At 73.1% G+C, this 19,083-nt stretch carries 13 protein-coding genes; 7 read left to right on the top strand and 6 right to left on the bottom strand.

The genetic code is table 11. The annotated features are described in order from the left end of the window. Window positions 1-114: 114 nt before the first annotated feature. Window positions 115-2,472, top strand: a complete 2,358-nt coding sequence (locus AB0C03_RS04330) for a thiamine pyrophosphate-binding protein (protein ID WP_357634112.1) — start codon at window positions 115-117, stop codon at window positions 2,470-2,472. Between the two features lie 25 nt (window positions 2,473-2,497). Here AB0C03_RS04330 and AB0C03_RS04325 read toward each other — a convergent pair whose 3' ends face one another. From AB0C03_RS04325 to AB0C03_RS04315, 3 genes are all read right to left on the bottom strand, one after another. Beyond that, window positions 2,498-4,111 carry a metallophosphoesterase gene (locus AB0C03_RS04325; protein WP_357634110.1) on the bottom strand — a complete coding sequence of 538 codons (1,614 nt, stop codon included), beginning with the start codon at window positions 4,109-4,111 and terminating at the stop codon, window positions 2,498-2,500. Between the two features lie 60 nt (window positions 4,112-4,171). Continuing rightward, window positions 4,172-5,344 carry a PQQ-dependent sugar dehydrogenase gene (locus AB0C03_RS04320; RefSeq protein WP_210865198.1) on the bottom strand — a complete coding sequence of 391 codons (1,173 nt, stop codon included), beginning with the start codon at window positions 5,342-5,344 and terminating at the stop codon, window positions 4,172-4,174. An 81-nt stretch (window positions 5,345-5,425) separates the two neighbouring features. Next, window positions 5,426-7,243 carry a SpoIIE family protein phosphatase gene (locus tag AB0C03_RS04315; protein ID WP_051708835.1) on the bottom strand — a complete coding sequence of 606 codons (1,818 nt, stop codon included), beginning with the start codon at window positions 7,241-7,243 and terminating at the stop codon, window positions 5,426-5,428. Window positions 7,244-7,426: 183 nt separating this feature from the next. Here AB0C03_RS04315 and AB0C03_RS04310 point away from each other — a divergent pair, with 183 nt between their 5' ends. Next, complete coding sequence (locus AB0C03_RS04310) at window positions 7,427-8,353, top strand: 2-hydroxyacid dehydrogenase (protein ID WP_357634106.1); 927 nt, start codon at window positions 7,427-7,429, stop codon at window positions 8,351-8,353. Here the strand turns inward: AB0C03_RS04310 and AB0C03_RS04305 are convergent. Further along, window positions 8,347-8,739: a PH domain-containing protein gene (locus AB0C03_RS04305; RefSeq protein WP_030337191.1), complete on the bottom strand. Its 393-nt coding sequence runs from the start codon at window positions 8,737-8,739 to the stop codon at window positions 8,347-8,349. The genes AB0C03_RS04310 and AB0C03_RS04305 overlap by 7 nt on opposite strands. Before the next feature lie 217 nt (window positions 8,740-8,956). On the opposite strand from AB0C03_RS04305, the gene AB0C03_RS04300 reads away from it, so the two are divergent. Then, window positions 8,957-11,332 (top strand): EAL domain-containing protein, encoded by a 2,376-nt coding sequence (locus AB0C03_RS04300; protein ID WP_357634103.1) that lies wholly within the window; start codon window positions 8,957-8,959, stop codon window positions 11,330-11,332. Between the two features lie 6 nt (window positions 11,333-11,338). On the opposite strand, the gene AB0C03_RS04295 is transcribed toward AB0C03_RS04300, so the two are convergent. Next, window positions 11,339-12,358 (bottom strand): LacI family DNA-binding transcriptional regulator, encoded by a 1,020-nt coding sequence (locus AB0C03_RS04295; RefSeq protein WP_030337195.1) that lies wholly within the window; start codon window positions 12,356-12,358, stop codon window positions 11,339-11,341. 149 nt (window positions 12,359-12,507) lie between these two features. Between AB0C03_RS04295 and AB0C03_RS04290 the strand changes: the two genes are divergently transcribed. The 3 genes from AB0C03_RS04290 to AB0C03_RS04280 all read left to right on the top strand — a co-directional run bounded on the left by AB0C03_RS04290 (window position 12,508) and on the right by AB0C03_RS04280 (window position 17,143). Beyond that, complete coding sequence (locus tag AB0C03_RS04290) at window positions 12,508-14,961, top strand: glycoside hydrolase family 2 protein (RefSeq protein ID WP_358138024.1); 2,454 nt, start codon at window positions 12,508-12,510, stop codon at window positions 14,959-14,961. A gap of 95 nt (window positions 14,962-15,056) precedes the next feature. After that, entirely contained in the window at window positions 15,057-15,395 is a 339-nt protein-coding gene (locus AB0C03_RS04285; RefSeq protein WP_030337198.1) for an ArsR/SmtB family transcription factor, read from the top strand. Then, entirely contained in the window at window positions 15,392-17,143 is a 1,752-nt protein-coding gene (locus AB0C03_RS04280; protein WP_357634097.1) for a SulP family inorganic anion transporter, read from the top strand. Before AB0C03_RS04285 ends, AB0C03_RS04280 begins: the two co-directional genes overlap by 4 nt. Window positions 17,144-17,227: 84 nt before the next feature. Here AB0C03_RS04280 and AB0C03_RS04275 read toward each other — a convergent pair whose 3' ends face one another. After that, window positions 17,228-18,067, bottom strand: a complete 840-nt coding sequence (locus AB0C03_RS04275) for an NAD(P)H-binding protein (RefSeq protein ID WP_030337202.1) — start codon at window positions 18,065-18,067, stop codon at window positions 17,228-17,230. 72 nt (window positions 18,068-18,139) lie between these two features. On the opposite strand from AB0C03_RS04275, the gene AB0C03_RS04270 reads away from it, so the two are divergent. Continuing rightward, window positions 18,140-19,078: an AraC family transcriptional regulator gene (locus AB0C03_RS04270; protein WP_030337204.1), complete on the top strand. Its 939-nt coding sequence runs from the start codon at window positions 18,140-18,142 to the stop codon at window positions 19,076-19,078. Window positions 19,079-19,083 lie beyond the last annotated feature (5 nt).

Raw genomic sequence — 19,083 nt, 5'->3', positions numbered from 1 at the left:
CGGAGAAGGCCGCCGCCGCGATCCGGCGGCGGCCTTCCGCCACACCCTGTCGACCACGCGGCCACCCCGCACCCCTCGCGAGGGCGTCAACGGCGACGCCTGGATGGAGCCACCGTGACCCAGCACGACCTCGATGTCCTCGACGAGATCCAGCGGCGGGTGCTCTGGCTCGCCACCCGGATCGTGGACGCCGCCAACCATGACCGGGCCACCGGCGACGGTGTGAAGGTCGGCGGCCACCAGGCGTCCAGCGCCTCCCTGGTCACGGCGATGACCGCGCTGTGGTTCGCGCACCTGGACGCCGAGGACCGGGTCGCGGTGAAGCCGCACGCCTCCCCGGTGTTCCACGCCATCCAGTACCTGCTCGGCAACCTGGACCGCTCCTACCTGCCCCGACTGCGGGCCCGGGGCGGCCTCCAGTCGTACCCGTCGCGCACCAAGGACCCGGACGACGTGGACTTCTCCACCGGTTCCGTCGGCCTGGGCGCGGCGGCGCCGCTGTTCGCCGCCGCGACCCGCCGCTACGTCGACGCGCACTTCGGCGCCCGGCCGCACTCCCGGTTCGTGGCGTTGATCGGCGACGCCGAGTTGGACGAGGGCAACATCTGGGAGGCGGTCGCCGACCCGGCCACCACCGGGCTGGGCAACGTCATGTGGCTCGTCGACTTCAACCGGCAGTCGCTGGACCGGGTCGTCCCCGGCATCCGGATCAACCAGTGGCGGGGCCAGTTCGAGGCGGCCGGCTGGCACGTGGTCGAGGTCAAGTACGGCCGCCGGCTCGCCGAGGCGTACGCCCGCCCGGGTGGGGAGGCGTTGCGGGACTGGATCGACGCGATGCCCAACGAGCAGTACCAGTCGCTGTTCGGGCTGACCGGGCCGGCGCTGCGCAAGCAGTTCCTGGACGGCGCCCCGGCCGGGATCGCCGACCTGATCGAGAGCGTCAGCGACGAGGACCTCGGCCCGCTCGTCACCGACCTGGGCGGGCACGACCTGCAGGCGATGCTGGACGCGTACGCCCAGTGCGACGCGGTCACCGACCGGCCCAGCGTCGTCTTCGCGTACACGGTGAAGGGTTGGGGGTTGCCCATCGCCGGCAACCCGCGCAACCATTCCGCGCTGCTCAGCACCGAGCAGGTCGACGCGTTGCGCGCGGCGCAGGGGCTGACCTCCGAGACGGAGTGGGACCGCCTCGACCCGGCCTCACCGGCCGGGATCCGGGCCGGCGCCCGCCGGGAGGCGCTGTCCCGCGCGCCCCGCGAGCGCGCGCTGGGGGTCACCGTCCCGGAGAGCACGGGAGTACGCGCAACCAAGCCGATCTCCACCCAGGAGGTCTTCGGTCGGGTGCTGGTGGACCTGGCCCGGGACCGGGAGGTGGGTCGCTACCTGGTGACCACCGCACCGGACGTGGCCACCTCCACCAACCTGGCCGGGTTCATCAACAAGACCGGGGTGTTCGCCCCCACCGAGCAGCGCTCCTGGACCGAGGACCGGATGCTGCGCTGGACGGAGAGCCCCGCCGGGCAGCACATCGAGCTGGGCATCTCGGAGATGAACCTGTTCCTGCTGCTCGGCCAGCTCGGGCTCTCCTGGGACCTGTCCGGGCAGCCGCTGCTGCCGGTGGGCACCGTCTACGACCCGTTCGTGCTGCGCGGCCTGGACGCGTTCCTCTACGGCACCTACTCCGGATCCCGGTTCGTGGTGGCCGGCACCCCGTCCGGCATCACCCTCGCCCCCGAGGGCGGTGCCCACCAGTCCACCATCACCGCGTCGGTCGGCCTGGAACTGCCCGGTGTGACCTTCGTCGAGCCGGCGTACGCGGCCACCCTCGACTGGCTGCTCTGCGACGCGCTCGGGCAGATCGCCGGTGGGTCGGCCCCGGCCGCGACCGCCGCGCCCGCCGAGGACGGCGCGTACTACTTCCGGTTGAGCACCCGACCGCTGGACCAGGCGCCGTTCGAGGCGGCCCGGGCGCGGCTCGGCGACGCGGTGCTGCGCCGGCAGGTCGTCGCCGGGGCGTACCGGCTGGTCGACGCGCACCAGGCGTACCCGCACCTGGTCGACGCCCCGGTGGTGCAACTGGCCGCCTCCGGCGCGGTGCTGCCCGAGGTGCTGGCCGCCGCCGCGGAGCTGGCCGACGAGGGCATCGCCGCGCACGTGGTGGACGTGACCTCGCTGGACCGGCTCTACCGGGCCTGGCAGCGCACCCTGCGACAGGGCGTACGGACGGCCACGGTGCCCAGCGTGCCGGGCGCGCTGCGCTCCGCGTTCGCCGATCGGGTGCCGGTGGTGACGGTGCACGACGCCGCGTCGCACGCGATGGCCTGGCTCGGCTCGGCCGTCGGCGCACCGGCGGTGCCGCTCGGCGTGGACGAGTTCGGCCAGTCCGGCAGCGTCGCCGACCTGTACGAGCTGCACGACCTGCTGCCCGGCAGCATCGTCAACGCCGCGCTGGCCGCGATCGCCCTGCGCTGACCCGTCCGCGCCGGCCGGCGTGGGCTCAGCCGGTCGGGGTGGGCGTGGGTGTGGGTGCCTGTGTGGCGGGCACACCCCCGCTCGGGGTGGGCGTGGGCGTGGCGGAGACACCGGCGTTCGGGTTCTCCACCAGGCGTCGTTCCAGGTTGACCTGGGCCTGGCCGGTGCCGCCGACGGTGATCGTGTCGTACGCCTGGAGCATCTTCTGCTGGTCGAAGTAGAGCACGCTCATCGACAGCGGGGTGGGCTTCTCGCCCTCCAGGCCGCGCAGCCCGGCACCGCCGGTGGAGCCCTCCACCATCAGCGTGGTGGGCTGCTGCCCGGGTGTTTCCGGCAGTTTGGACACCTGCCGGGCGTGGGTGTGCCCGGCCAGCACCAGCGGGCAGGTGCCGGCGAGCGGCCCGGCCGACGCCGGGTCGTGCACGAGAGCGATGTTGACCGGTCGCGGTGAGTTGCGGATCGTCGCGGCGAGCTGGTTACCGGCCCCGATCACCTGGTCGGCCACCTGCTGGGTCAGTCCGCTGCCGGCCGGGGAGGTGTTCTTGTCCGGGGTGAAACGCGGGTCGCCGATGCCGGCGATGGTCAGCCCGGCGACGGTCGTGGTGGTGTTGTTGAGGACTATCGCGTTCGGCTGGCGGGCCACCGCGGCGGCGGTCTTGCCGGAGTCGTGGTTGCCCCGGATGAAGACGTACGGCTTCTTCAGCACGCCGATCGAGCCGACGAAGGAGGCCTCCGGTTCGCTGCCCCAGTCGGTGATGTCCCCGGTGTCGATCACCACGTCGATGCCGAACTGCTCCACGACCGTCCGGATCAGCTGCCAGCCGGTCGGGTTGAGGTGCATGTCGGAGACGTGCAGCACCCGCGTGGTGCCGGGGGTCGGCTCCAACAGCGGCAGCGCGGAGACGGTGGTGTAGAGCTGGCTGACGTTGCCGACGAGACGCTGCAACTGCTCCGCGTACTTCGTGTAGTCGTTGGCGATCCGGCGGGCGTCACCGACGATGGCCGGCGCGTTCACCAGCAGCCCCTCGTAGCGTGGCTCCTCGATGGCCTGCGGCCGGAGGGTCGCCGCCGCCGTGCCGAGGCTGCTGGCGGTGACCAGCAGCGCCAGCCCACCCGCCCAGGCGGTGCGCGGGACGTTGCGGAAGATCAGCCCGGCCAGGATCAACGTGACCAGCACCGACGCGCCGAGGGTACGCAGGCCGAGGCGCATCACCCCGGAGCGGACGTCCTCCACGGCGCTCTGGCTGGCCCGGCTGATGCTGGCCGGGTCGTCGATCAGCGCCTCGGTGCGCCCCTGGTCGAGCGCGCCGAGCCGAACGGTGAGGTGGGTCGGCCCGCTGTGGCTGTCGAGCAGCAGCGCGCCCAGCGGCGGGATGTCGACGGTGGTGCCGCCGTCGCGGGCGGGGGAGATGCTGAGGTTGGCCCGGAACGGGCCGATGTCGGTGCTCACCTGACCACCGGCCAGCACCCCGAGAACCGCCCCGGCCAGGGCCACGGCGAGGACGGCGACGACCAGCCCGAGGCGGCGCAGCGGGCCGGCGGCACCGGCCCACCAACCCGGGCGCGTCCGATCGTCGCCGGTCACCGGGTCGTCCCGGTCATCGGCGTCGTCGTGCCGCTCGTCGCGTTGCCCGTCCATGCTGAAAGTCTGGCCTGCCCGTCGGAAGATCTTGGTAAACCTGAACGGATGGTGACGGAATCAGCTGCGCCCGCCGTCGCCGCCCGCGAAGACCACCCGCAGCAGCCGGTCGTCGTCGCCCGCCGGGTCGCCCCGCCCGTCGTGGTTGGAGGTGCTCACCCAGAGTGACCCGTCCGGTGCCGCTGCCACCGCGCGCAGCCGGCCGTAGCGGTTGGTGAGCAGCTCACTGGGCTGACCGAGCAGCGTCCCGGTGTCGGTCAGCTCCATCACCCAGAGGCGCTTGCCGCGCAGGCAGCCGGTGACCAGCAACTGCTCGGTGGCGGCCAGCCCGGAGCAGGACGCGTCCGAGGTCGGCCACTGCGCGATCGGGTCGGTGAACCGCTTGTCGCCGGCCTTACCCTCGACCTCGGGCCAGCCGTAGTTGCCGCCCTTGGTGATCTGGTTGACCTCGTCCCAGGTGTTCTGGCCGAACTCGACGGCGTACATCCGCTTCGCGGCGTCCCAGGTGAAACCCTGCACGTTGCGGTGCCCCATCGACCAGACCGGGGAGTTGGGGTACGGGTTGCCGGCGGCGGGCTTGCCGTCCGCTGTGACCCGGAGGATCTTGCCGCCGAGGCTCTTCACGTCCTGCGAGAGCGGGCGCTGACCGGCGTCACCCGTGCTGACGTAGAGCTGCTTGTCCGGGCCGAAGCCCAGCCCACCGCCGTTGTGCACGTTGGCCTTGGGAATGCCGGTGAGGATCGGGGTGGGCTGCCCGCCGAGTTGCAGCCGGGCGACCCGGTTGTCCCGTTCGGCGGTGTAGTAGACGAACACCGTCCGGTCCCGGGCGTAGTCGGGGGAGACGGCGATGCCGAGCAGGCCACCCTCGCCCGCCGCCGCCACGTCGGGGATGGTCTGCACCGGTCGGACCCGCAGCCCGTCCGGTCCGGACTCGGGCCCGACCTGGAGGATCCGGCCGTTGTCCCGTTCGGTGACCAGCGCGCCGCCGTCCGGGAGGAAGGCGATGGCCCACGGCACCCGCAGGCCCTTGGCGAGCACTGTCGCCACCGCCTGCTGACCGCTGCCGCCGGGGTTCGCCGACGCGGACGGGGTCGGCAGGTTGGGCGGTTCGCCGGCCGGGTCGGGCTCCGGCTCACCGAAGCTGCAACCGGCGGCGAACAGCAACGCCGCGCAGGACGCCGCGAGGGCCACCCGGAGGCGGCGGATGCGAGGGTACGGGGGACGGGCGCTCACCCGGCCCAGGGTAGCCCGCCGCGCGGCCCGACCGGGCCCGTCGAGATCCAACGGGTACCGATGGTCTCCGGTGGACCGGCCTCAGCGGGCCCGTACGGCCAGCAGCGCGGTGTCGTCCTCGCGGTGCCGGATCGAGGCGAGCAGCAGGTCGCAGAGGTCGCCGAGGGGCAGCGTGTGAGTGCCGGCCAGGCGGCTCATCAGCTCGGCCAACCCGTCGTCGATGGACCGGTCCCGCCGTTCGATCAGCCCGTCGGTGTAGAGCAGCAGGGTGTCACCGGTGGCCAGGCTGGTCGAGTGGCTGCTCCGCCGCGTCGGGCGGGCCAGGCCGAGCAGCGGCTCCGGCGTCGCGGCCAGGACCTCGACCGCCCCGCCGACGCGGACCACCAGGGCCGGCGGATGCCCGGCGTTGGACCAGGTCACCTCGTGCGCACCGGCGCGCTGCGGACAGATCCGCACCAGCGTCGCGGTGGCGGCGATCGGCAGCCGAAGGCCACGGATGGCGCCGTCCAGGTCGCTCATCAGGGACCCGACCGCGTCCGGCCGGCCGAAGGCGTTGCCCCGCACCAGGTTGCGCAGCTGGCCCATGGTCGCCGCGGCCTCGATGTCGTGCCCGGCCACGTCCCCGATCGCCGCGATCACGTCGCCGTCGGGCTGCACGAAGGCGTCGTACCAGTCGCCGCCGACCTCCACCCGGTCGGCCGCCGGCTGGTATCGGGCCGCCAGCTCCAGCTCCGCCACCACCGGCAGCCGGGGCAGCATGCTGTGTTGCAGCACCTCGGCGACGTGCCGCTGCTCGCCGTACATCGAGCTGTTACCGACGGCCTGGCCGGCCCGGCGGCCGATGTCCACCGCGGTCAGCAGGTCCCGGTCGTCGAACTGCTGACGGTGCCCGTCGTTCACGAGGGTGATCGCCCCCAGCACCGTGCCGCCGACGCCCCGCACCGGCACGCTCAGGTAGGAGGCGATGCCCAACCGGCCGGCGATGGAGACCATTTCCGGGTGGATGGTGCCCCGCTCCACGTCGGTCAGGGACGCCACGCTGCCGAGCCGAGGCTGGCCGGTGCGCAGCACCGCCCGGACTATCGAATCGGGGCCCAGCCCGGTGCGCAGCAGCTCACCGAAGCGGTCGACGTCCGCGGCGCGGGCCGGGTCCCGGTGCACCGAGACCACCTCACGGGGCAGGCCGGTCGGCCCGATCAGGGTGAGCAGGCACCAGTCGGCGAGCAGCGGCACCATGGTGGCGGCGAGCCGGCGCAGGGCGACGCCCACGTCCAGGGTGCCGGCCAACGTCTCGCTCACCCCGGCCAGCAACTCCAGCCGTTCGTGCGCCTGCACGACCCGCCGCCGCGCCTCCTGCGCGCCGTCGAGTGCGATCCGCAGGCGCAGCTCCGACGAGCAGGCGGCGGCCAGGTCGGCCAGGGTCCGCAGTTGGGCGGCGGTCCAGGCGCGCGGTTTGCTGTCGATGGCGCAGAGCGAGCCGAGCACCCGGCCGGATAGGTCGGTCAGCGGCATCCCGGCGTAGGCGACCACGCCGAGGTCGTCGATGGCCAGGTTGTTCCGGACGCGCGGGTAGAGCCGGGCGTCCGGCAGCACCATCGGCACCTCGATGTCCACCACGTGCTGACAGAACGAGTGACTCAGCGGAGTCTGCCGGCGCTGCGACCAGGGCTCGGGCAGACCGACCGCGCCGGGGAAGAACTGCCGGTCGGCGGAGACCAGCGAGACCAGCGCCACCGGCACGTCCAACAGGTCGCTGACCAACCGGGCGAACCGGTCGAACGCTTCGTCCGGAGCGGCGTCCAGCCCGGTGTCGGCGAGCGCGCGCAACCGCGCTGGGTCGCCGAGCGCCGAGGGGGGCGCGATCGGTCGCCGGGGGGAGGCGGGGGAGCCGTCGGTCATCGTGCACCTGTCTGCCGGGCGGAGGAGGACGGCCCTCCGACCCTTCCTTATACCTCGCGAAGGCCCGGCTCGAACCTCGCTGTGCTGAGTCTCGCCCGCCGTGGCCCCGTGCGCCACCCCCCGGACGCCGGTTCACCGCCGTGCCCGCACCGTCCGCGCCGCCGGGGACTATCGTCGGCGGACGTGAAGGTATGGATTCCGCACCAGGCCGGCCTGAACCTCCTGGGCGCGCTGCCCCCGGACGTGACGGTGGAGGTCTTCGAGCACACCGACCGGATGCCGTCCGAGGCGGCCGGCGTTCGCTTCTGGGTGCCGCCGTTCCTGGGTGGCTCGGACGGGACGACGGTGCTGGGTGAGCTGCCCGATCTGGCGGTGGTGCAACTGCTCTCCGCCGGGGCGGACGCCTGGGCCGGCCGGACCCCGCCGACTGTCACGCTCTGCGACGCCCGGGGCGTGCACGACCCCGCCACCGCCGAGTGGGTCGTCACCGCGATCCTCGCCCAGCTGCGGGCGTTTCCGGCGTTCGTCCGCGCCCAGGCCGAGCGGCGTTGGGCGTACGCGGAGCACACCCCTACCGACGAGCTGACCGGCAAGCGGGTGCTCATCGTCGGCGCCGGCTCGATCGGCACCGCGGTGCGCGACCGGCTCGCCCCCTTCGACGTGAGCTTCACCCTGGTCGCCAGGACGGCCCGCCCGGAGCAGGGGGTGCACGCCGTCGAGGAGCTGCTCCGGCTGCTGCCCGACGCGGACGTGGTGGTGGTGCTGGTGCCGCTCACCGACCAGACCCGTGGCCTGATCGACAAGACGTTCCTGGCCGCGATGCCGGACGGGTCGCTGTTGGTCAACGCCGCCCGCGGGCCGGTGGCGCACACCGATGCGCTCGTCGCCGAGCTGGGCACCGGTCGGATCTCGGCGGCGCTGGACGTCACCGACCCGGAACCGCTGCCCGCCGACTCCCCGCTCTGGACCATGCCGAACGTGCTGCTCACCCCGCACGTGGGCGGGTCGGTGCGGGGGTTGCTACCGCGTGCCTACCGGCTGGTGGGCGATCAGGTGCGCCGCTTCGCCGCCGGGCAACCGCTGATCAACACAGTGGTCGACGGCTACTGACCCGGCGCGTCCGCCGGGGCACCCGGCAGTGGCTGGCCGGTTGCCGCGACCAGCCGGGGCAGGTCCGCCCCACGGACGGCCGGCAGGGTGACCTGCTGGCCGTCGTCGAGCCGGGCCACCGCGCGCCCCCGCTGGTCGGTGGCCAGCTCCAGGACCTGCTCCCAGCCGATCCGGCGTTGCCCGACCAACGCCCGCAGGCGCAGCTCCCGCGCGTCGGCGTCGGTGCCGGCCCGCCAGGCCCAGACCGCGACGGCGAGCGGGACGAGCAGCACCGGCAGCAGGTAGGCCCGGGCGTTGGCCAGCGGCAGGGCGCCGACGAAGGCGATGATCGCGGCCACCAGGATGGCTTGGTTGTACCGGAAACGGACCGTGTCGGGCTTACTCACCCTCCGATGATCCCACTTCCTGCCGTTTCGGCTCGCGGCGGGCGGTGCCACCGGCCGGGAGTACGCCGTACAGTGACACCGGTCGTTGTTTTCCCTGAGTAACCGGCAAGTAACCACTTCGGCTGTCCATCGTTGTCAATCGTGGGTAGCGGACTCGCAACGTCCGGTGCCCCGCACCGCCGCACCGCCCCCGTGCCCCCTCACGAAGGCGTCCGCCGTGCTCCTCGCGTACCCGTTCCGCGTTCTCGTCCCCCGTCGTGCGGCACCCGAGGCCGCCACGTCCGTGGCGGTGGCGCTGCTCCTCCTCGCCGGTGCCGTCGGCCTGGTCCCGACCTCGGTGGTGATCGCGTTGGGCGCCGGCGCCGGCGCCACACTCGCCGGGCTGCGACTGTCCCGGCTGGCCAGCCGGCGTGGCACCGACCCGCCACCGCGGGCGGCGGGCGTGCTGCTCGACGCGGCGGTGGTGGCGGCCGGTCTCACCGCCGTCGTGCTGCCCCTGGCGGACATCGGGCACACCCGCGCCGTGCTGATCGGGTCGCTGGTCGTGGGGGCCCTCTCGGCGAGCGGTCTGTACCGGCTCCCCGGGCGCTCGCGGCCGACGGCCGCGGTCCGGTTGCGCGGGCTGGTCGAGTCGAGCGGCCCGGCCGTCGGTCTGGCCCTCGCCGGCTGGCTGCTGCTGCCGTGGGACGGTCTGTCGGTCCCGGTTCGGCTGGGTTGCGCGTTGACGCTCGGCGGGTTGGGGATGGCCGCGTTGAACGTGTTCGCGGGGCCGTGGCGGCGCTCGGGTGCGGCGATCTGTCGAGGCGGCGTCCTGCTCACCCTCTGCGGGTTGGTGCTGCTGGCCGTGTCGCCGTCCGCACCGGCCGGGCGGGTGGCCCTGCTGGCCGTACCCCCGTTGGTGTTCGGGATGTTGCTGGTCGCGGTCGGTGCCGCCGGTGCGACGGACGACGCGCAGCCGGCGGAGCCGGTCGCCGCGGCCTGGCCTCGGTCGGTGCTCCCGGCGGCGGTGCTGCTGCTGGCGACGGGTCTGCACCTGGCCGCCGGCCGCGCGCCGGACCGGACCAGCGTGCTGTTGGCCCTGGCGGCGGTGCCGCCCCTGGTGCTGCGCGAGCTGCTGCGCGCCGGTGACGCGGCCACGTCCGTTCGGCGGGCCGCCCATCGCCGGCCGGCCGGTCGGTCGCTGCGGCACCGCCGCTCGGGTCCGGCACGCGGGCCGGGCACGCCGGAGCCGCCGCCGGAACGCGGCCCCGACGCCCCGGCGGTCGCGGCCCCCGGAACCGGCGCGGACTCGATCTGGTCGCCTGAGCACAGCCCCGCGTGGTCGGGGCTCGACCGGCGACAGTTCGCGGCCGCGAGCAGCACCCCCGGTGACCGGGCCGCCCTGCTGGACGCCCTGGCCGCGATCGGCGACGTGCCGGTGCCGGCCGGCGCGCTGCTCCTGGTCGACCTGCACGGCACCGAGGGGATCGGCCCGACCGCCCGGGAGGACGTGCTCGCCGAGGCGGTGCACCGGGCTCGCGCGGTCATCGCCCCCGGCGATCTGGTCACCGGGTGCGCGGGTACCGGCTTCGCGGTGGTCACCGCCGCCGGCCCGGTGCTGGCGTACGCGCTGGGCACCCGACTGTTGAGCGCACTCAGTCCGCCCTACCAGCTGGCCGGCGCGATGCTGCGGGTGCAGACGAGCATCGGGCTTGCCGAGGTGAGCGGGGTGGGGCCGGCGGACGTGCTCCGGCAGGCCGAACTGGCCCGGCGACGGGCCGTGCAACTGGGCCGGGACCGGGTGGAGTGGTACGACGCGTTCCTTGAGGAACAACTGGTCCGCCGGCTCGACCTGGAGCGCGAGCTGCCCGGTGCGGTGGCGCGCGGCGAACTGGATCTCGTCTACCAGCCGGTGGTCGACCTGGCCGACGGGCAGCCGGTGGGCGCGGAGGCGCTGCTGCGGTGGCGCAGCCCGGTGCTCGGCACGGTGCTGCCGGCCGAGCTGCTGCCGGTCGCCGAGGACCTTGACCTGGTCGGCGAGTTGGAGTGGTGGGTGCTGGATCGGGCCTGCCGGCGGTTGTCCGACTGGTCGGTGGGCGCCCGGGAGCTGTGGATGGCGGTCAACGTGACGACCCGGGAGCTGACCACTCCCGACTTCGTGCAGCGGCTCGCGGCCGTGCTGGCCGCGCACGGGGTGCCGCCGGAGCGGCTGGTGGTGGAGGTGAGCGAGCCGAGGGTGGCCGGTGACCTGTCGACAGTGGTGGCCCGGTTGGCCGGGCTCCGGTCGCTGGGCGTGCGCACCGCGTTGGACGATTTCCGGGCCGAGCACGCCTCCCTGGCGCAGCTTCGCCGACTGCCGATCGACCTGCTCAAGGTGGGCCCGGAGCTGGTGGGCGCACGGCCGGACGGGCAACCACCGCTGATCGACGTGGTGGTCAACGTGGGCGAGCGGCTGGGCGTCGAGATCGTCGCCGAGGAGTTGGAGTCGTCGACCCAGGTCGAGGGGGCACGCCGGGGCGGTTGCCGGTACGGGCAGGGGTTCGCGCTGGCCCGCCCGGCGACGGCGGAACGGGTCGAGGCGTACTTCGAGGAGTTTCCGTCAGCATCGCGCTGAACCGGTTCATCTGGCTCGGGGTGGTGCGGTGCTGCCACGCGGAGTGAGGTGGGGCGTCTCGTCCTGCACCCGGCCGGCCGGCTGCCCGGCGACGACGGCGAGCAGCTGCCGGGCGGCGTGGGCCCCGTACGCCGGGATGTCCCGGCCCAGCGCGGTCAGCGGCGGGTGCACCAGGCGGCACAGCGGTGAGTCGTCCCAGGCCACGATGGACAGGTCGCCGGGCACGGTCAGGCCCATCTCCTGGGCGACGGAGAGCCCGGCGACGGCCATCACGTCGTTGTCGTAGATGACCGCAGTGGGCCGGTGGGCGGAGCTGAGCAGCCGGCGGGTGGCCCGCCCGCCCTCCTCGCCGGTGTAGTCGGACCACACGGTGACCGCGTCGTCCAGGTTGAGCCGCTGGCGGACCGCCGCGAAGGCGTCGGTGCGGATCTCGGTGTGCCGCAGGTCGGGCAGGCCGGCGACCCGGGCGATCCGACGGTGCCCGAGCGCGACCAGGTACTCCACCGTCTCGGTCAGCGCGGCGGCGTCGTCGGACCAGACACTCGCCAGCTCGCCGGTGCCGCCGGGGCCGCCGATCACCACCGCCGGCAGGTGCAGCTGTTCGAGTGCGGGGATGCGACGGTCGTCGGTGCGCAGGTCGCAGACGAGCACCCCGTCCACCCGTCGTTCGCCCCACCAACGGCGGTAGACCGCGATCTCGGCGTCGTGGTCGGCCACCACCTGCAGGGTCAGCGCGTACGAGCGGGCGGAGAGTTCGGCTTCGACGCCGCTGATCAGCGCCATGAAGAACGGCTCGACGCCGAGTGTCCGGGCCGGTCGGCACAGGGCCAGGCCGATCGCGCCGGCGGTGGCGGCCGAGAGGGCGCGGGCCGCGCTGCTCCGGCTGAACCCGATCTCCGTGGCGATGGCCAGGATGCGCTGCCGGGTGGCCTCGGAGACGCCGGGCTGCCCGTTCAGCGCGTACGACACGGCACCCTTGGACACCCCGGCGCGTTGGGCGACGTCGGCAATGGTCGGCCGCTTCACCGGCGTGCTCCTTTGCTGCTGCGAGAGTGCTGCCGCGACGTGCTGCCGCGGGCGTCAACGGCCGTTGACACGTGCGGGGCCGAAACGTACGGTTGCCTAGCTTATCCGGTTCAGTAAACGTCTTTCGATGCGGAAGGTGCGGTGAGGTCTTGCGCCGACAGGCACTCTACGACGGTTGGACAGTGCGAGCGGCCCCCGGAGCACAGGTGCCCGAGGAGGTCGCAGACCGGTCCGTGCCGGCGACCGTGCCGGGCTGCGTGCACACCGACCTGCTCGCCGCCGGGCTGATCGAAGACCCCTACCTCGACGACAACGAGCGGACGCTGGCCTGGATCGGGCGCACCGACTGGGTCTACCGGTCCACGATCGTCCACCGGGCGGGCGACGACGACCGCGTCGACCTGGTCTGCGCCGGCCTGGACACCGTCGCCACGCTCACCCTCAACGGCGTCGAGGTCGGCCGCACCGCGAACATGCACCGCGGCTACCGGTTCGACGTCCGACCGCTGCTGCGCGACGGTGACAACGACCTGGTCGTCACGTTCGACTCCGCGTACCGCTATGCCGAGGCACACCAGGAACGGCTCGGCGAACGCCCGAACGCCTACCCGGAGCCGTTCCACTTCATCCGCAAGATGGCCTGCAACTTCGGCTGGGACTGGGGGCCGACACTGGTCACCGCCGGCATCTGGCAGGAGATCAGCCTGCACGCCTGGTCGACCGCCCGGCTGGCCACCGTCCGTCCCCTCGTCACCATGGACGGTCGCGACGGCCGCGTCGAGGTGCACGTCGAGGTCGAGCGGGTCGCGGACGTCCCGCTGACCGTCCGCGCCGCCGTGGCCGGCGCACACGCGGAGGTGGTCGTCCCGGCCGGGCAGCGCACGGCCGTGCTGACCCTCACCGTTCGCGAGCCCGCGCTGTGGTGGCCCCGGGGGTACGGCGAGCAGGCGCTTCACCCGATCGATGTGACACTGCACGCGCCGGACGGCGACCTGCTGGACAGTTGGTCGCACCGGATCGGCTTCCGCTCGGTCCGCCTGGACACCACACCCGACGAGCACGGCACCCCGTTCTCGTTGTCGGTGAACGACGTCCCGGTCTTCGTGCGCGGGGTCAACTGGATCCCGGACGATGCGTTCCCCACCCGGATCACCCGGGCCCGGCTCGCCGAGCGGTTCGACCAGGCGGTCGCCGCCAACGTCAACCTGCTGCGGGTCTGGGGCGGCGGCCGGTACGAGTCCGCCGACTTCTACGACCTCGCCGACGAGCGCGGCCTCCTCGTCCAGCAGGACTTCCTGTTCGCCTGCGCCGCGTACCCGGAGGAGGAACCGTTCGGCAGCGAGGTGGCCGCCGAGGCCGCCGAGCAGGTGACCCGGCTCGCGCCGTACCCGTCGCTGGTGCTCTGGACCGGCAACAACGAGAACATCTGGGGCTGGCACGACTGGGACTGGCAGCAGGACCTCGCCGGGCGCACCTGGGGGCGTGGCTACTACCTCGACGTGCTGCCCCGGATCGTCGGCGAGCTGGACCCGACCCGCCCGTACTGGCCGGGCAGCCCCTGGTCGGGCACCGAGGCGATCCACCCCAACGACCCGGCGCACGGCACCACCCACATCTGGGACGTGTGGAACACCGACGACTACACCAGGTACCGGGAGTACGTGCCGCGTTTCGTCGCCGAGTTCGGCTACCAGGCCCCACCGGCGTACGCCACGCTGCGCCGGGCGCTGAGCGACGAACCCCTGGCGCACGACTCACCGGGCATGGCGCACCACCAGAAGGCAGCCGACGGTGACGCCAAACTCCAGCGGGGCCTCGACGCGCACCTGCCCGCCCCGGCGGACTTCGACGACTGGCACTACCTGACGCAGCTCAACCAGGCCCGAGCCATCCAGCTCGGCGTGGAGCACTTCCGCTCCCACCGGGACGTCTGCGCCGGCACCATCGTCTGGCAGCTCAACGACTGCTGGCCGGTCACCTCCTGGTCGGCCGTCGACGGCGACGGCCGTCGCAAACCCCTGTGGTACGCGCTGCGACACGCGTACGCCGACCGGCTCCTCACCGTGCAGCCCCGGGACGGCGGCCTGGCAGTGGTCGCCGTCAACGAAACCGCCGAGGCCTGGACGGCATCCGCCGCGGTCACCCGGTGCACGCTCACCGGGGAGCCGAGGGCGAAGACCTCGGTCGACCTCGACGTCCCGGCGTACTCCTCGGTGGCGCTGGCGCTGCCGGCGGAGCTGGCGCGGCCGGACGAGGGCCGTCGGGAGTTGCTGGTCGCGGAGGCCGGTGGCACCGCGGAGCGCGCGCTGTGGTTCTTCGCCGAGGACCGGGACGTGGACTGGCCGGCGGCGGCCTGGGACGCGACGGTCGAGCCGATCGGCGGCGGGCAGCGGGTCCGGGTGACCGCTCGCACGGTGCTGCGCGACCTGACCCTCTTCCCGGACCGGCTGGACAGCACCGCCAGCGTGGACAAGGCCCTGGTCACCCTGCTGCCGGGCGAGTCGGCCACCTTCACCGTGCGCGCCGGGGCCCTGCTGGACGACCGGGCGCTGACCACCCGACCAGTGCTGCGCTGCGTCAACGACATCGGACGGACTGCCTGACGCCGACGACGCGGAGGGACGCTCGTCACCGCACACCGAACGATTGAAGACTTCTTCAAGTGCTAAAGTCTTCGCATCGATCGGGAGAGGTGCTCATGTCGGTCCCGCTGTACCAGGCGAAGGCGGAACTCTTCCGCACCCTCGGGCACCCGGTGCGCATCCGGGTCCTCGAACTGCTCCAGGACGGCCCGAAGCCGGTCCGTGACCTGCTCGCCGTGATCGAGGTCGAGGCCTCCAACCTCTCCCAACAACTCGCCGTCCTTCGCCGCGCCGGGATGGTCACCTCACACCGAGACGGTCCCCTCGTCGTGTACGCGCTCAGCACCCCGGACGTGGCCGACCTGCTGGCCGCCGGTCGCCGGATCCTCGGCGCGGTCCTCACCGACCGGGACGGTCTCCTCGGGGAGCTGCGCGCCACCGGCGCGGACCGGTGAGCCGCGTCATCCCGGTGGCCCGAGCGCGGCTCCTCGGGCTGCTACCCGGCCGGGCCGACTGGGCGGCGGTCCACCGCTCACCGCGCCGGGACCTGCTGGCCGGCCTCACCGTGGCGGTGGTGGCACTGCCGCTGGCCCTGGCGTTCGGCGTCACCTCCGGGCTGGGCGCCCAGGCCGGGTTGATCACCGCCGTGGTCGCCGGCGCGGTGGCCGCCGTCTTCGGCGGCTCCAACCTCCAGGTCTCCGGGCCGACCGGGGCGATGACAGTGGTGCTGGTGCCGGTGGTGCAGCAGTTCGGAGCCACCGGCGTGCTGATGGTCGGGGCGATGGCCGGCCTGGTGCTGATCGCGCTCGCCGTGGCCCGTCTGGGCCGCTACGTCCGCTACCTGCCCACCCCCGTGCTGGAGGGTTTCACCGCCGGTATCGCCGTGGTCATCGCGCTGCAACAGGTTCCTGCCGCACTCGGCGTCAGCGACGCGCACGGGGAGAAGGTCTGGGCCGTCGCCTTCGACGCGGTCGCCCGGTTCGTCGTCCATCCGCGGCCGGCCGCGCTCGCGGTGGCCCTCGCCGTCGCGGCGCTGATGCTGCTCGGAGCGCGGTGGCGACCCGGCCTGCCGTTCTCCCTGCTCGGCGTGGGGGCCGCCACCGTCCTCGCCGAGGTCCTCCCGGTCGACCTGGCCCGGATCGGCGCGCTGCCGCAGGGCCTCCCAGCGCCTTCGCTCGGCTTCCTCGACCTCGCCGCGCTCGGTGTGCTGCTGCCCAGCGCCCTCGCCGTCGCCGCGCTCGCCGCCCTGGAGAGCCTGCTCTCCGCCACCGTCGCTGACGGCATGACCGTCGGTGAGCGGCATGACCCGGACCGTGAACTGTTCGGTCAGGGGCTGGCCAACCTCGCCGCCCCCGTCTTCGGCGGCATCCCGGCCACCGCCGCCATCGCCCGGACAGCGGTCAACGTCCGCGCCGGGGCGGCCTCGAAGTTGGCGGCCCTCACCCACGCCGTCGCCCTCGCGGCGATCGTGCTGGCCGCCGCGCCGCTGGTCGGCCGGATCCCGCTCGCCGCCCTGGCCGGGGTGCTGCTCGCCACCACCGTCCGCATGGTGGAGGCCGGCTCGCTGTGGGCGCTGGCCCGGGCCACCCGGGGCGACGCGGTCGTGCTGGTGCTCACCTTCGCCGTCACCGTGATCTGGGACCTCGTGACCGCCGTCGCGGTCGGCGTCGGCGTCGCCGTGGTGCTCGCCCTGCGCGCGGTGGCCGGCAGCGCCCGGCTGGAACAGGTGCCCCTCGACCCGGGGGAACACAGCGCCGAGGAGCACGCGCTGCTCAGCGAACACATCGTGGCGTACCGGTTGGACGGGCCGCTCTTCTTCGCCGCCGCCCACACCTTCCTCCTGGAACTCTCCGAGGTCAGCGACGTCCGTGTCGTCATCCTGCGGATGTCCCGGGTGACCACCATGGACGCCACCGGTGCGCACGTCCTCGGCGACGCGATCCGGCGGCTACGCGGACGCGGGATCACCGTCCTGCTCTCCGGCATCACCCCCGCCCACGACCAGGTCCTCGCCACCCTCGGAGTCGCTGACGAATTGCGCCGCGAAGGGCTGGTCTTCACGGACACCCCTGCCGCGATCCGGTACGCCCGCGCGGTCGCGCTTTCTGCGGTGGGCCAGCCGAGGGTCGTAGCCGGTGGTGACAGCGCCGCCGTCAACGGCGAAGTCCGACGTCGAACCAGCGGTATCCCGGAAAGCCAATGATTACCGACATGTCCGAGACGCGGCGGTGACGGCGTTCGTGTTGGCCAGCGAGCGGACGATGTTCCAGGTGACCCAACTGGTGTCCTACCCTCTGTCCCAGATGCCGGTGGCGGCGGTGGCGGTGGCGTAGTCGGCGAAGTCGCGGGGCGGCCGGCCCAGGGCGCGCTGAACCCCGTCGTCCAGATGGGCGTTGCGCCCGTCCAGCACGGTCGTGAACAGGTACAGCAGCAGCTCCACGACCCCGGAAGGCGTGCCCTCCGCGGTGAGCGCCTCGGCATAGTCGTCGGGAGACACCTGAACGAATTCGATCCGCCGGCCCGTCGCTGTGGAAATCCCGGCGATCGCCTCGGCGAAGGTGAGCAGCCGGGGGCCGGTCAGCTCGTAGATCTGCCCCGCGTGCCCGTCCTCGGTCAGGGCGGCCACAGCCACCTCGGCGATGTCGTCGGCGTCCACGAACGGCTCGGGCACGTTCCCGACCGGGAGGACGATCTCGCCGCCCAGCACCGGCTCCAGCAGATAGTCCTCGCTGAAATTCTGGCTGAACCAACTGGATCGCAGGATCGTCCACTCGACCCCGGCGGACTGGATGAGCCTTTCGCTGGCTTGTGCTTCCTTTTCACCCCGGCCGGACAGCAGCACCAGCCGGGAGACCCCGGACGCCACCGCCAGTTCAGTGAACGCGCCGACCGTCTCGGGTGCGCCCGGCACCGCCAGGTCCGGGTAGTAGGACACAAACACCGTTCCGACGCCCTGCAGCACCGGCGTCCAGGTCGCCTGGTCAGCCCAGTCGAAGGGCTGCGCAGCGGAGCGGGAACCCGCCCGAACGGGCACTGCGCTCTCCTGGAGCCGCTTCACGATGCGGCGGCCAGTCTTGCCGGTCCCGCCGAGTACCAGGATCGTGTTCCGCTCTTGTTCGTTTGTCATAGCGATAATTGAAACGCAGCGGTGTGAGACTGTGGATAGCCAAGGCGCGCGATTCTGTGTGTAATCGTCTACATGGACGCAGTCGTCAGTCTCCTCGACGGACCCAGAGCCCGGGGAGCGTTCCTCCTCCGCTCGGTCCTGACCCCGCCCTGGTCGATACGGATCGAAGACCAGGCGCCGCTCACCCTGGTGGCCATGGTCCAGGGGGACGCCTGGGTCGTTCCCGACGAGGGTGCGTCCGTACAGCTCAGTCCAGGCGACCTGGCGATCATTCGTGGCCCCGACCCGTACGCCGTCGCCGACGAGCCGGCCACGGCGCCGCAGGTCGTCATTCACCCAGGCCAGATCTGCACCACCCCCGACGGGCAGGAACTGCCCGGGATGATGGAGCTGGGCGTACGCACCTGGGGCAACAACCCGGACGGCCCGACAACGCTGCTCACCGGCACCTACACGATGCGGGGCGAGGTCAGTCAGCGGCTCCTGAGCGCACTGCCGCCGCTACTGGTCGTCCCGGGCGACTCCTGGGACTCCCCGTTGGTACCGCTACTGGCCACCGAGATCGTCAAGGACGATCCCGGCCAGGAAGCGGTCCTCGACCGGCTGCTCGACCTGCTGCTCATCGCCGCGCTACGTGAATGGTTCGCGCGACCGGCGGCCAATGCCCCCGGCTGGTACAAAGCGCACAGCGATCCCATCGTTGGCCGGGCCCTGCAAATGCTCCACAACAAGCCGGCCCAACCCTGGACCGTCGCGTCGCTGGCAGCCGAGACCGGGGTCTCCCGGGCGGCGCTGGCCCGCCGATTCACCGCGCTCGTCGGCGAATCGCCCATGTCCTACCTCACCGAGTGGCGGCTGGCCCTGGCAGCCGACCTGCTCCGCGAGCCCGGCGCCACCGTCGGCGCCGTCGCCCGCCACGTCGGCTACGGCAGCTCCTTCGCCCTGAGCACGGCCTTCAAACGCATCCGCGGCGTCAGCCCACGGGAACACCGCCGGGCTGCCCGGACGTAGCGGGG

The organism is Micromonospora parva, from assembly GCF_040649675.1.
Taxonomy (GTDB): Bacteria; Actinomycetota; Actinomycetes; order Mycobacteriales; family Micromonosporaceae; genus Micromonospora; species Micromonospora parva.
Note: the sequence above shows the minus strand (reverse complement) of the source record. Positions and strands in the feature narration are given on the sequence as shown.